Raw genomic sequence first — 14,262 nt, 5'->3', positions numbered from 1 at the left:
TTCATGGATCGGATCGAACTCGAATTGTATCTGAACAATCTGCTGGAAATCGGCCGCTTCAAGGACTATTGCCCGAACGGTCTACAGGTGGAAGGCGCGCGCCGGGTTCAGAAGATCGCAACCGGCGTGACGGCCTCGCTCGCCTTTCTCGAAGCCGCGCTCGAGTGGGGCGCGGACACGGTACTCGTGCATCACGGCTACTTCTGGCGCAATGAGGCGCCGCAGTTGACGGGACGCAAGTATCAGCGAATCCGCACGCTTATCGCCAACGATATCAACCTGTTTGCCTACCATTTGCCGCTCGATTCGCATCCGGAGTTCGGCAACAACGCGCAACTCGGCGCGCGCCTTGGCTTGATCGCGGACGGCCGTTTTGCAGGCCAGGATCTCGGGTGGATCGCGCCGCTTACCATGCCGCTTTCGCTCGAACATTTCACTGCAACGGTCGAAAACGCGCTCGGCCGCAAGCCGCTCGTATTCGGCGATTCGGACCGCGAACTGCGTCGCGTCGCGTGGTGCACGGGCGGCGCGCAAGGATACTTCGAAGAAGCCATCGCGGCGGGCGCGGATGTCTACGTCAGTGGCGAAGTCTCCGAGCAGACCATGCACATTGCGGCGGAATCGGGCGTGGCCTACATCGCGGCTGGCCATCACGCGACCGAGCGCTACGGCGTCCAGGCGCTGGGTAATCACCTGTCGGAAGAATTCGACATCGAGCATGTGTTTATCGATATCGACAATCCGGTATAAATTTTTTGCGCCGATTATCGTTTTAATCGGCCTTGCAGTTGCCTTAAATGATTGCTTCACAAGATGGCGCGAAAACGTGCGGGAAAACCCGGAAAGAACAATCACTTGGAGTGATTTTTCCTATTCGGGCCTTGTAAATGCCAACTCCATTCGCGCACACTAGCGACGGAACACTGATGTGACGGTATAAATCCAACTCAGAAGTGGGGCGTGTGATGCGAGACAAGGACGATAAGCACGATGGGCGCGTTGACGGTAGCCGCCGTACCTGGCTGATAGCGACGACCGTAGCAGGTGGTGTCGGAGGTGTAGCAACAGTAATTCCGTTTGTAGGATCGTTCGCTCCGTCGGAGAAGGCGAAGGCGGCAGGCGCGCCGGTCGAGGTCGATATCAGCGGACTCAAGCCCGGCGAAATGATGACCGTCGCGTGGCGCGGCAAGCCTGTGTGGATCGTCAACCGCACCGACGCAATGCTTTCGGACGTCAAGAAAGCCGACACCGAAGTGGCCGATCCGAAATCGAAGATGGAATTCTCGATGCCGTTGCCGGAGTACTGCAACAACGAGTTCCGTTCCCGCACCGATCACAAGAACATTTTCGTGGCGGTGGCCGTGTGCACGCATCTGGGCTGCACGCCGACCCCGCGTTTCACCGAAGGCGCCCAACCCAATCTTCCCGATAACTGGCCCGGCGGTTTTCTCTGCCCGTGCCACGGCTCGACCTATGACATGGCGGGCCGCGTCTTCAAGAACAAGCCCGCGCCGCAGAATCTGGACGTGCCTCCGTACATGTTCACTTCCGCGACGCAACTCGTGATCGGCAAGGACGAAAAGGGAGAGGCTTAATGGCGACCGCAGACAAGGATGTGGAGACGACGGGCCTGATCGGCTGGATCGACCGGCGCTTTCCGCTCACCGCGACGTGGAAGCAGCACGTTTCCGAGTACTACGCGCCGAAGAACTTCAACTTCTGGTACTTCTTCGGCTCGCTCGCGCTGCTCGTGCTCGTGCTTCAGATCGTCACGGGCATCTTTCTCGTCATGAACTACAAGCCCGATGCGACGCTCGCGTTCGCATCGGTCGAATACATCATGCGCGAGGTGCCGTGGGGCTGGCTCATTCGCTACATGCATTCGACAGGCGCTTCGATGTTCTTCGTCGTCGTCTATCTGCACATGTTTCGCGGGCTGATGTACGGCTCGTATCGCAAGCCGCGCGAACTGGTGTGGATTTTCGGCTGCGCAATTTTCCTGTGCCTCATGGCCGAGGCGTTCTTTGGCTATCTTCTGCCGTGGGGGCAGATGTCGTTCTGGGGCGCGCAGGTGATCGTGAATCTGTTCTCGGCGATTCCCTTCATCGGCCCGGATCTGTCGCTCTGGATTCGCGGCGATTACGTCGTGTCGGACGTCACGCTGAACCGGTTCTTCGCGTTCCATGTGATCGCGATTCCGCTCGTGCTGATTGGCCTCGTCGTGGCGCATCTGGTCGCGCTGCACGAAGTCGGCTCGAACAACCCGGACGGCATCGAGATCAAGGCGAAGAAGGACGCGAACGGCATTCCTATCGATGGCATTCCGTTCCATCCGTACTATTCGGTGCACGACTTCCTGGGCGTGTCGGTCTTCCTTCTGATCTTCGCGGCGATCATTTTCTTCGCGCCGGAGATGGGCGGCTACTTTTTGGAAGCGAATAACTTCGTGCCGGCCAATCCGTTGCAGACGCCGCCCGAAATCGCGCCAGTCTGGTACTTCACGGCTTTCTACGCGATGCTTCGCGCCACCACCGATCCGTTCAAGATCGTGCTGATGGTCATCATCGCGCTGCTTGGCCTCTTTGCGCTGTTACGCGCGCGCGGCAAATGGCGGATCGGCTTGCCGGTGCTCTCGCTCGCGGTGATCGTCTTCATGGCGCTGACGGAGTCGAAATTCTGGGGCGTGGTGGTCATGGGCACGGCGGTCGTATCGCTCTTTTTCCTGCCCTGGCTCGATCGCAGTCCGGTGAGGTCCATTCGCTACCGGCCGTTTTTCCATAAAGTGTTCTACGGCATTTTCGTGGTCGTGTTCCTGGTGCTGGGCTTCTTGGGAACGAGGCCGCCGTCACCGGTGGGGACGCTGATCGCGCAGGTCTGCGCGCTGATCTACTTCGCGTTTTTCCTCGGCATGCCGTTCTGGACGCCGCGCGGCAGATTCAAGACGCCGCCCGAGCGAGTGACTTTCAAACCTCACTGAGCACTCGTCCGGAGACAAACACAATGAAAAAATGGCTCGGTTCCCTGGCAATCATCGGTGCGGCAATGTTCGCGTTCGGCGCGAGTGCGCCGGCGTACGCGCAGGAAGAAGCGGTGCTCGACCGCGCGCCCGATAACGCGGACAATTTTGCTTCGTTGCAGCACGGCGCCCAAATCTTTGTAAACTACTGCCTGAATTGCCACAGCGCCAATCTGATGCGGTACAACCGGCTGACCGACCTCGGCATCACGCCACAGGACGTTCAGGAAAATCTGCTGTTTTCGACAGACAAAATCGGCAACACGATGTCCATTGCAATGCGCCCGGAAGACGCGAAAGCGTGGTTCGGCGCGTCGCCGCCGGACCTGTCGGTCGAAGCGCGGGCGCGTGGCAAGGACTGGTTGTACACGTACTTGCGGGGGTTTTATCGCGATCCGGCGCGGCCGACCGGCTGGAACAATCGCGTGTATGAGAATGTCGGCATGCCGCACGTGCTGTGGACGATGCAGGGTATCCGCGATGCAAAATTCGAAACCGAAACCGACGAGCACACCGGCGAAAAGGTAAAGAGATTCGTGGGTTACACTCAGGTTAGCCCGGGTTCCATGTCCTCCGTGGATTATGATAATGCTGTGGCCGATCTGGTTTCGTACCTCTCGTGGATGTCCGAACCCGCCCAGCAGACTCGCAAGCGCCTCGGCGTATGGGTCCTGCTGTTCCTGGCGTTGTTGAGTTTCCTCGCATGGCGCCTGAACGCGGCATACTGGAAAGATATTAAATAGCGCGCCCTAGACGGCGTGGGTCGGCACGACGGCGTTTCCCTTGGAAGCGTCGCGGCCGGCCTTTCGAGTTTACTGAAGGAACTTTAAAGACATGATGGTTCTGTATTCCGGCACTACTTGCCCGTTCTCCCAGCGCTGCCGGCTGGTGTTGTTCGAAAAGGGCATGGATTTCGAGATTCGTGACGTCGATCTGTTTAACAAGCCGGAAGACATCGCGGTCATGAACCCATACGGTCAGGTGCCGATCCTCGTCGAGCGCGACCTGATCCTGTATGAATCGAACATCATCAACGAATATATCGACGAACGGTTCCCGCATCCGCAGCTCATGCCGGCCGATCCGGTGCAACGCGCCCGCGCGCGCCTGTTCCTGCTGAACTTCGAGAAAGAATTGTTCGTGCACGTCGGCACGCTCGAAAACGAGAAGGGCAAAGCCGCCGAGAAGAACCACGAGAAGGCGCGCAGTGCAATTCGCGATCGTCTTACGCAGCTCGCGCCTATTTTCCTGAAGAACAAGTACATGCTCGGCGAAGAATTCTCGATGCTCGACGTGGCCATCGCGCCGCTGTTGTGGCGTCTGGACCATTACGGCATCGAGTTGTCGAAGAATGCTGCGCCGTTGATGAAGTACGCCGAACGCATTTTCAGCCGTCCGGCCTATATTGAAGCGCTGACGCCTTCCGAAAAGGTGATGCGTCGATAGTTTGCGGGCATCGGAGCGCGGCGGCGCGCATTTCGCCCGCCGCGCTCCTGTAGAGGAAAGTTGATGCAAGAGATTTCCACCAAGCCGTATCTGCTGCGCGCGCTCTATGAGTGGTGCACGGATAACGGGTTCACCCCACACATCGCGGTGCGGGTCGACGGCGCCACGCGGGTGCCGCGTCAATTCGTGCGTAACGACGAAATCGTGCTGAACATCAGTTTCGAGGCGACGAGCCAGCTTCAGATGGGCAACGAATGGATCGAATTCAGCGCGCGTTTCTCGGGTAAGTCGCACAAGATCGAAGTGCAGGTTACGAACGTGCTGGCCATCTATGCACGAGAGAACGGGCAGGGAATGGCGTTCCCGGTCGAGCCTTCATCGCAAACGGCTATCGACGCGTCGGGCGCGAGCACTGCGCCGCATTCGGTCGAGCGAGACGAAAGTATCGTGGAAGACGCGGTAGAGGAACTGTCCGACGCCGACGGGACTTCGTCGAGCGACGACGTTTCGGCAAGCTCGGATGACGATGCTTCAAAATCATCTGGGCGATCGCACCTCAAAGTCGTCAAATGAAGTAGAATTCCGTCCTTCGCCGGCTTAGCTCATCTGGTAGAGCAGTTGATTTGTAATCATCAGGTGGCGGGTTCGAGTCCTGCAGCCGGCACCAAGACTAACGTCGACGGGTCGTGCGATGTCCGCACGACCCGTTTGGTTTGAGCGGGTTGTATGTTCCGCAGTGGTCTGAAGAAGCTGAATGGCAAGTCAATAAGAAAAGCTTCAAATTCTTGTTGACAGTAACTGAAACGACGTACATAATCTCGTTTCTCTGCTGCAGATGCAGCGACGCAAGACGAGGCGGTGCTGAGTAAAATGCTTGGTGCGCTTGGCGGGAAGTCTTGGCGAATGTGCTCTTTAAAAACTAACAGCCGATAAGTGTGGGCACTTGATGGCGCGAGCGGTTCTGACCTTTCGGGGTTGGGACGTTTAGCGAAAGTTATCAAGTCTCACACAGTATTAGAGGAAGGTTTATCTGTCGAAAGACGGATTGATCATCGTCAGTACGTTGAGTGAGCGACCGGTTGGTAAAACAACCGAAAACAGTAACAGGCATTGAACTGAAGAGTTTGATCCTGGCTCAGATTGAACGCTGGCGGCATGCCTTACACATGCAAGTCGAACGGCAGCACGGGGGCAACCCTGGTGGCGAGTGGCGAACGGGTGAGTAATACATCGGAACGTGTCCTGTAGTGGGGGATAGCCCGGCGAAAGCCGGATTAATACCGCATACGATCTACGGAAGAAAGCGGGGGATCCTTCGGGACCTCGCGCTATAGGGGCGGCCGATGGCAGATTAGCTAGTTGGTGGGGTAAAGGCCTACCAAGGCGACGATCTGTAGCTGGTCTGAGAGGACGACCAGCCACACTGGGACTGAGACACGGCCCAGACTCCTACGGGAGGCAGCAGTGGGGAATTTTGGACAATGGGGGCAACCCTGATCCAGCAATGCCGCGTGTGTGAAGAAGGCCTTCGGGTTGTAAAGCACTTTTGTCCGGAAAGAAAACCTACCTGTTAATACCGGGTGGGGATGACGGTACCGGAAGAATAAGCACCGGCTAACTACGTGCCAGCAGCCGCGGTAATACGTAGGGTGCGAGCGTTAATCGGAATTACTGGGCGTAAAGCGTGCGCAGGCGGTCTGTTAAGACCGATGTGAAATCCCCGGGCTTAACCTGGGAACTGCATTGGTGACTGGCAGGCTAGAGTATGGCAGAGGGGGGTAGAATTCCACGTGTAGCAGTGAAATGCGTAGAGATGTGGAGGAATACCGATGGCGAAGGCAGCCCCCTGGGCCAATACTGACGCTCATGCACGAAAGCGTGGGGAGCAAACAGGATTAGATACCCTGGTAGTCCACGCCCTAAACGATGTCAACTAGTTGTTGGGGATTCATTTCCTTAGTAACGTAGCTAACGCGTGAAGTTGACCGCCTGGGGAGTACGGTCGCAAGATTAAAACTCAAAGGAATTGACGGGGACCCGCACAAGCGGTGGATGATGTGGATTAATTCGATGCAACGCGAAAAACCTTACCTACCCTTGACATGGACGAAACCCGGGTGAGAGCCTGGGGTGCTCGAAAGAGAATCGTCGCACAGGTGCTGCATGGCTGTCGTCAGCTCGTGTCGTGAGATGTTGGGTTAAGTCCCGCAACGAGCGCAACCCTTGTCCTTAGTTGCTACGCAAGAGCACTCTAGGGAGACTGCCGGTGACAAACCGGAGGAAGGTGGGGATGACGTCAAGTCCTCATGGCCCTTATGGGTAGGGCTTCACACGTCATACAATGGTCGGAACAGAGGGTTGCCAAGCCGCGAGGTGGAGCCAATCCCAGAAAACCGATCGTAGTCCGGATCGCAGTCTGCAACTCGACTGCGTGAAGCTGGAATCGCTAGTAATCGCGGATCAGCATGCCGCGGTGAATACGTTCCCGGGTCTTGTACACACCGCCCGTCACACCATGGGAGTGGGTTTTACCAGAAGTGGCTAGTCTAACCGCAAGGAGGACGGTCACCACGGTAGGATTCATGACTGGGGTGAAGTCGTAACAAGGTAGCCGTATCGGAAGGTGCGGCTGGATCACCTCCTTTCTCGAGCTTAAACGCTCGCCCACTCAAGTGTTCACGCTTATCGGCTGTCAGAAAGACAGGCTAAGGGTCTGTAGCTCAGTCGGTTAGAGCACCGTCTTGATAAGGCGGGGGTCGTTGGTTCGAATCCAACCAGACCCACCACCCGGGCAAGCGGTGCTTAAAACGACCAAGCGAGCAGACTGAGTCAGGCACACACGGGGGGATTAGCTCAGCTGGGAGAGCACCTGCTTTGCAAGCAGGGGGTCGTCGGTTCGATCCCGTCATCCTCCACCAATCCTCAATGCACAGCGCTGAACGCGGGGTTCAACGTTGCGCATTGGCGATTGAGCCAGTCAGCGCGGGTAGGTGATCGAATTTGATCATGCTATCGGCTGTCGTTCTTTAACAATCTGGAAGAAGTAGTAAAGAGATTATTCGAAAGCACTTAGAGATGGGTGTGAGTAGGGTAATCAGGGTTGTGATTGTATCAAGTATGAAAAGGTGATCGAAAGATTGCTTTGGAATACGGCACAACGCGAATACTCAACCTATGACGGTGGGCTTAAAGGCAGCAATGCTGGCAGACACACTCGTTATAGGGTCAAGCGAACAAGTGCATGTGGTGGATGCCTTGGCGATCACAGGCGATGAAGGACGCGGTAGCCTGCGAAAAGCGGTGGGGAGCTGGCAAACGAGCTTTGATCCACCGATATCCGAATGGGGAAACCCGGCCCGAATGGGTCATCCTAAGCTGAATCCATAGGCTTAGTGAAGCGAACGCGGTGAACTGAAACATCTAAGTAACCGCAGGAAAAGAAATCAACCGAGATTCCCAGAGTAGTGGCGAGCGAAATGGGATCAGCCTGTACTCTTTATCTGTGTTGTTAGCTGAACGCTCTGGAAAGTGCGGCCATAGCAGGTGATAGCCCTGTAAGCGAAAACAGCGTGGAAGAACTAGGGGTACGACAAGTAGGGCGGGACACGTGAAATCCTGTCTGAAGATGGGGGGACCATCCTCCAAGGCTAAATACTCGTGATCGACCGATAGTGAACCAGTACCGTGAGGGAAAGGCGAAAAGAACCCCGGGAGGGGAGTGAAATAGATCCTGAAACCGCATGCATACAAACAGTCGGAGCCTCGCAAGGGGTGACGGCGTACCTTTTGTATAATGGGTCAGCGACTTACGTTCAGTAGCGAGCTTAACTGATTAAGGCAGGCGTAGCGAAAGCGAGTCCGAATAGGGCGATCAGTTGCTGGGCGTAGACCCGAAACCAAGTGATCTATCCATGGCCAGGTTGAAGGTGCGGTAACACGTACTGGAGGACCGAACCCACTAACGTTGAAAAGTTAGGGGATGAGCTGTGGATAGGGGTGAAAGGCTAAACAAACTTGGAAATAGCTGGTTCTCTCCGAAAACTATTTAGGTAGTGCCTCGTGTATCACCTTCGGGGGTAGAGCACTGTCATGGTTGTGGGGTCCATTGCGGATTACTACGCCATAGCAAACTCCGAATACCGAAGAGTGCAATCACGGGAGACAGACATCGGGTGCTAACGTCCGGTGTCAAGAGGGAAACAACCCAGACCGCCAGCTAAGGTCCCAAAGATTGGCTAAGTGGGAAACGAAGTGGGAAGGCAAAAACAGTCAGGAGGTTGGCTTAGAAGCAGCCACCCTTTAAAGAAAGCGTAATAGCTCACTGATCGAGTCGTCCTGCGCGGAAGATGTAACGGGGCTCAAGCCAGTCACCGAAGCTGCGGATGCATATTTATATGCATGGTAGGAGAGCGTTCCGTAAGCCTGCGAAGGTGCGTTGAAAAGCGTGCTGGAGGTATCGGAAGTGCGAATGCTGACATGAGTAGCGATAAAGGGGGTGAAAAGCCCCCTCGCCGTAAGCCCAAGGTTTCCTACGCAACGTTCATCGGCGTAGGGTGAGTCGGCCCCTAAGGCGAGGCAGAAATGCGTAGCTGATGGGAAGCAGGTCAATATTCCTGCACCATTGTTAGATGCGATGGGGGGACGGATCGCGGAAGGTTGTCCGGGTGTTGGACGTCCCGGTCGCTGCATTGGAGAAGGTGCTCAGGCAAATCCGGGCACATAATTCAAGGGTGTGGCGCGAGCTTCTTCGGAAGCGAAGCAATTGGAAGTGGTTCCAAGAAAAGCCTCTAAGCTTCAGTCTAATAGTGACCGTACCGCAAACCGACACAGGTGGGCGAGATGAGTATTCTAAGGCGCTTGAGAGAACTCGGGAGAAGGAACTCGGCAAATTGGTACCGTAACTTCGGGATAAGGTACGCCTCTGTAGCTTAACCAGCCTGCGCTGGAAGGGTGAAGAGGTTGCAATAAACTGGTGGCTGCGACTGTTTAATAAAAACACAGCACTCTGCAAACACGAAAGTGGACGTATAGGGTGTGACGCCTGCCCGGTGCCGGAAGATTAAATGATGGGGTGCAAGCTCTTGATTGAAGTCCCGGTAAACGGCGGCCGTAACTATAACGGTCCTAAGGTAGCGAAATTCCTTGTCGGGTAAGTTCCGACCTGCACGAATGGCGTAACGATGGCCACACTGTCTCCTCCCGAGACTCAGCGAAGTTGAAGTGTTTGTGATGATGCAATCTCCCCGCGGCTAGACGGAAAGACCCCATGAACCTTTACTGTAGCTTTGCATTGGACTTTGAACCGATCTGTGTAGGATAGGTGGGAGGCTATGAAACCGGAACGCTAGTTTCGGTGGAGCCGTCCTTGAAATACCACCCTGGTTTGTTTGAGGTTCTAACCTTGGTCCATGATCTGGATCGGGGACAGTGCATGGTAGGCAGTTTGACTGGGGCGGTCTCCTCCCAAAGTGTAACGGAGGAGTACGAAGGTACGCTAGGTACGGTCGGAAATCGTGCTGATAGTGCAATGGCATAAGCGTGCTTAACTGCGAGACCGACAAGTCGAGCAGGTGCGAAAGCAGGTCATAGTGATCCGGTGGTTCTGTATGGAAGGGCCATCGCTCAACGGATAAAAGGTACTCTGGGGATAACAGGCTGATACCGCCCAAGAGTTCATATCGACGGCGGTGTTTGGCACCTCGATGTCGGCTCATCTCATCCTGGGGCTGTAGCCGGTCCCAAGGGTATGGCTGTTCGCCATTTAAAGAGGTACGTGAGCTGGGTTTAAAACGTCGTGAGACAGTTTGGTCCCTATCTGCCGTGGGCGTTGGATATTTGAAGGGGGCTGCTCCTAGTACGAGAGGACCGGAGTGGACGAACCTCTGGTGTACCGGTTGTCACGCCAGTGGCATCGCCGGGTAGCTATGTTCGGAAGAGATAACCGCTGAAAGCATCTAAGCGGGAAACTCGCCTTAAGATGAGATATCCCCGGGGCTTCGAGCCCCTTGAAGGGTCGTTCTAGACCAGGACGTTGATAGGTCAGGTGTGTAAGTGCAGTAATGCATTGAGCTAACTGATACTAATTGCCCGTAAGGCTTGATCCTATAACCAGTGTGTTTGAACCACTGGCGAGTTATGCGTGTGCGACAATCGCCACCCAACATTTACTGCTTCTTCCCGGATTGGTTGTGTGCCCACCCGGCGCACGACAACAAGTCATGCCTGATGACCACAGCGAGTTGGTACCACCCCTTCCCATCCCGAACAGGACCGTGAAACGACTCCACGCCGATGATAGTGCGGATCTCCCGTGTGAAAGTAGGTAATCGTCAGGCTCCTCATGCAGCAACAAAAACCCCACCCCCAAACAGGTGGGGTTTTTGCGTTTCTGCAGCGTTTAGCTGATCTGCCAGATTCAATCAGCCGTGCACGCCTTGATCGCGCGATAAAATCAGCAAAACATTGCGCAGCCGATTGCCATTCGAGTTTCCATGCTACGTTTAAGCGAAATCAAGCTTCCGCTCGATCATCCCGATTCGGTCATCGAGCCTGCGGTCATCGCACGCCTTAAAGAAATCGGCGTGACGTCAAGCGAACTCGTGCGCTTCCATGTCTTTCGCCGCGCGCACGATGCACGCAAGCGCGCCGACATCAAGCTTACGTACATCATCGATGTGGAGTTGGCAGATGAAGCGTCGGTGCTCGCGCGACTAAAGGCTCGGCCGCATCCGCATGTCGGCATTACGCCGGATATGGCTTACCACTTCGTGGCCAAGGCGCCTGAAGCATCGAGCCAGCTTCGCCCCGTCGTCATCGGCATGGGGCCGTGTGGGCTGTTTGCCGGGCTAATTCTCGCGCAAATGGGTTTTCGCCCAATTATCCTCGAGCGTGGAAAAGCCGTGCGCGAGCGGACGAAAGACACTTGGGGTCTGTGGCGCCGAAACGAGCTTAACCCGGAATCCAATGTGCAGTTCGGCGAAGGCGGCGCCGGCACCTTCTCCGACGGCAAGCTCTACAGTCAAATCAAGGATCCGAAGCACTACGGCCGTAAAGTCCTCGACGAGTTCGTCAAAGCGGGCGCGCCTGAAGACATCCTGTATTTGAGCCGGCCGCATATCGGCACGTTTCGACTGGTCAGCATGGTCGAAAAGATGCGCGCGAATATTCATCAACTCGGCGGCGAAGTACGATTCGAGCAGCGCGTCGAGGATATCGAGATCGACGATGGCAAAGTGCGCGGTCTACGCCTGTCGAGCGGCGAAACGCTGCGCTGCGATCACGTTGTGCTGGCCGTCGGACATAGCGCGCGCGATACCTTCCAGATGTTGCACGATCGCGGCGTTTTCATGGAAGCGAAGCCGTTTTCGCTCGGGTTTCGTATCGAGCATCCGCAGGGCATTATCGATCGGAGCCGTTTCGGCAAATTCGCCGGTCACGAACGGCTTGGCGCCGCGGACTATAAAGTCGTCCACCATTGCAGCAACGGCCGCGCTGTCTACAGCTTTTGCATGTGTCCTGGCGGAACGGTTGTCGCGGCGACGTCGGAGCCCGGCCGAGTCGTGACCAATGGCATGAGCCAGTACTCGCGCGCGGAACGTAATGCGAACGCGGGCATCGTCGTCGGCATCACGCCGGAAGATTATCCGGGCGGGCCACTCGCGGGCATCGCCTTCCAGCGCATGTGGGAAGAGCGTGCGTTCGAACTGGGCGGCGGCGATTACAGCGCGCCTGCACAGCTTGTGGGCGACTTCATCGCGAGGCGCGCTTCGACATCGCTTGGATCGGTCGTGCCTTCGTACAAGCCAGGCGTCAAGCCGACCGATCTCAGCACCGCGTTGCCCGATTATGTGATCGAAGCCATCCGAGAAGCACTGCCTGAGCTCGATAAGAAGATCCCCGGCTTCGCGATGCACGACGCCGTTCTCACTGGCGTCGAGACGCGCACGTCGTCGCCACTGCGGGTGCGCCGCAATAATGACGATTACCAAAGCGTCAATGTCGAAGGCTTGTATCCGGCGGGCGAGGGCGCGGGTTATGCGGGCGGGATCTATTCAGCGGCGATCGACGGAATCGAAGTCGCGGAGGCCGTCGCGTTGAGGATGATGGCGGAACATGAGGCGGCCGTCCGGTAACGTCGCGACTCATTCGCTGTCCATGCAAACGTCGAAGAGACATAACCAACGCCCATTGCCTCCAAAACGAAAAAGGGCGCATCGTCACCGTTGCGCCCTTTCATCCGCATCCAAAGAAACTCAAGTAACCACGCCCACCTGCCAGGGCACGAACTCACTCTGCCCATACCCGTGCAGTTCGCTCTTCGATGCCACGCCCGACGCGCAATCCAGCATCATCTGAAAAATCTGGTCGCCGAGTTGCCCAATGCTCGCCGTTCCATCGATCACGCCGCCGCAGTCGATATCCATATCCTCTTCTTGCCGCTCCCAGAGCGCGGTGTTCGTCGCGAGCTTGAGCGATGGCGAAGGCGCGCAGCCGTAAGCCGAACCACGTCCGGTCGTGAAGCAGATGAGATTCGCGCCCGAAGCAACCTGACCCGTTGCAGACATCGGATCGTAGCCGGGTGAATCCATGAACACGAAGCCCTTGGCGTCGACGCGCTGCGCGTACTCATAAACCTCGACGAGATTGGTCGTGCCGCCCTTGGCCACCGCGCCAAGCGACTTTTCGAGAATCGTGGTCAGCCCGCCGACCTTGTTGCCCGCCGACGGATTGTTGTCCATCGCCGCACCGTTGCGCGCGCAATAGTCCTCCCACCACTTGATACGCGTCAGCAGTTTCTCGCCGACTTCACGGCTGACCGCGCGCCGCGTCAGCAAATGTTCCGCGCCATACACTTCCGGCGTCTCGGAGAGAATCGCCGTGCCGCCATGCGCGACGAGTTTGTCGACGGCCGCGCCGAGCGCCGGATTCGCCGAAATGCCCGAGTAGCCATCCGACCCGCCGCATTGCAAACCGACGATCAGATGCGACGCCGGCACCGGCTCGCGCTTGACGCGATTTGCTTCCGTGAGCATCTCCTTGACCAATGCGATGCCGTGCTCGATCGTCTTTCTCGTCCCGCCGCTGTCCTGAATCGTAAAGCTGCGCAGACGCTCGCCGTCTTTCAGTCCGCTTGCTTCGAGCACGCCGGAAATCTGATTGGTCTCGCATCCCAGGCCGACGAAGAGCACCGAATAGAAATTCGGATGCACCGCGTATCCCGCCAGCGTGCGACGCAAGATGGCGAGGCCATCGCCCTGCATGTCGATGCCGCATCCCAAGCCATGTGTGAGCGCAATCACGCCGTCGACGTTCGGGTAGTCCGCCAGCGCTTCCGGATGAACGTCGCGCCGAAAGTGATCAGCAATCGCGCGCGCGACGGTCGCCGAGCAATTGACGCTCGTCAGCACGCCGACGAAATTGCGCGTCGCCACGCGGCCGTCGTCGCGGCGAATGCCCATGAACGTCGCGGGTTCATCGACGAAAGGCGTCGGATGCTTGTCGATGCCGAACTCGTGCTCGCGCGCGAACTCGGCCATCGACAGATTTTGCGTATGGACATGCTGGCCGCGCGCGATGGCGTCCTTCGCCACGCCGATGATCTGGTTGTAGCGCTTGACGGGCTCGCCCGCGGCGATGGCGCGCGTCGCGATCTTGTGGCCCGGCGGAATCAGGCCCATGACGACGAGATCCTCCGACGCGATGCGCGCGCCGGAGAGCAGCTGACGTGTCGCGATGACGACATCGTCTTTGGGATGCAGCCGGATGACCGCATGGTCGGTGGATGTGGTGGACATGATGTT

The 14,262-nt window shown here is 57.0% G+C and carries 8 protein-coding genes, 3 tRNA genes and 3 rRNA genes; 13 read left to right on the top strand and 1 reads right to left on the bottom strand.

Annotation, left to right across the window (positions count from 1 at the left end; genetic code table 11):
• The first annotated feature begins 3 nt into the window (after positions 1–3).
• From P9250_RS16870 to P9250_RS16810, 13 genes are all read left to right on the top strand, one after another.
• A complete protein-coding gene (locus P9250_RS16870; protein WP_250465803.1) occupies positions 4–750 on the top strand; it encodes a Nif3-like dinuclear metal center hexameric protein in 747 nt (248 codons plus the stop codon).
• 215 nt (positions 751–965) lie between these two features.
• Positions 966–1,595, top strand: coding sequence for a ubiquinol-cytochrome c reductase iron-sulfur subunit (gene petA, locus P9250_RS16865; RefSeq protein ID WP_310394247.1), 630 nt, complete (start codon positions 966–968; stop codon positions 1,593–1,595).
• A complete protein-coding gene (locus P9250_RS16860) occupies positions 1,595–2,977 on the top strand; it encodes a cytochrome bc complex cytochrome b subunit (protein ID WP_250526309.1) in 1,383 nt (460 codons plus the stop codon). The genes petA and P9250_RS16860 overlap by 1 nt, the downstream gene beginning before the upstream one ends.
• 23 nt (positions 2,978–3,000) lie before the next feature.
• Positions 3,001–3,759: a cytochrome c1 gene (locus P9250_RS16855; RefSeq protein ID WP_244826358.1), complete on the top strand. Its 759-nt coding sequence runs from the start codon at positions 3,001–3,003 to the stop codon at positions 3,757–3,759.
• A 91-nt stretch (positions 3,760–3,850) separates the two neighbouring features.
• Positions 3,851–4,462 carry a glutathione S-transferase N-terminal domain-containing protein gene (locus P9250_RS16850; protein WP_008344155.1) on the top strand — a complete coding sequence of 204 codons (612 nt, stop codon included), beginning with the start codon at positions 3,851–3,853 and terminating at the stop codon, positions 4,460–4,462.
• A 63-nt stretch (positions 4,463–4,525) separates the two neighbouring features.
• The gene (locus P9250_RS16845; RefSeq protein ID WP_250465797.1) at positions 4,526–5,035 is read left to right on the top strand and encodes a ClpXP protease specificity-enhancing factor; all 510 of its coding nucleotides are present in this window, start codon (positions 4,526–4,528) and stop codon (positions 5,033–5,035) included.
• Between the two features lie 18 nt (positions 5,036–5,053).
• A tRNA-Thr gene (locus tag P9250_RS16840) sits at positions 5,054–5,129 on the top strand.
• A 445-nt stretch (positions 5,130–5,574) separates the two neighbouring features.
• Positions 5,575–7,107, top strand: a 16S ribosomal RNA gene (locus tag P9250_RS16835).
• 64 nt (positions 7,108–7,171) lie between these two features.
• Positions 7,172–7,248: transfer RNA gene (locus P9250_RS16830), tRNA-Ile, on the top strand.
• A 56-nt stretch (positions 7,249–7,304) separates the two neighbouring features.
• Positions 7,305–7,380: transfer RNA gene (locus tag P9250_RS16825), tRNA-Ala, on the top strand.
• A gap of 305 nt (positions 7,381–7,685) precedes the next feature.
• Positions 7,686–10,566 (top strand): 23S ribosomal RNA (locus P9250_RS16820).
• A 117-nt stretch (positions 10,567–10,683) separates the two neighbouring features.
• Positions 10,684–10,797, top strand: a 5S ribosomal RNA gene (rrf, locus tag P9250_RS16815).
• The 16S, 23S and 5S rRNA genes sit together here with 3 tRNA genes alongside, the layout of an rRNA operon.
• Before the next feature lie 156 nt (positions 10,798–10,953).
• A complete protein-coding gene (locus P9250_RS16810) occupies positions 10,954–12,594 on the top strand; it encodes an NAD(P)/FAD-dependent oxidoreductase (protein WP_310394244.1) in 1,641 nt (546 codons plus the stop codon).
• A gap of 120 nt (positions 12,595–12,714) precedes the next feature.
• Here the strand turns inward: P9250_RS16810 and P9250_RS16805 are convergent, their stop codons facing one another.
• Entirely contained in the window at positions 12,715–14,256 is a 1,542-nt protein-coding gene (locus tag P9250_RS16805) for an altronate dehydratase family protein (RefSeq protein WP_310394243.1), read from the bottom strand.
• Positions 14,257–14,262 lie beyond the last annotated feature (6 nt).

This window comes from Caballeronia sp. LP006 (genome assembly GCF_031450995.1).
In the GTDB taxonomy this organism is placed as follows: domain Bacteria; phylum Pseudomonadota; class Gammaproteobacteria; order Burkholderiales; family Burkholderiaceae; genus Caballeronia.
The sequence above is the reverse complement of the archived record's forward strand: the minus strand, read 5'-3'. Positions and strand labels throughout refer to the sequence as shown.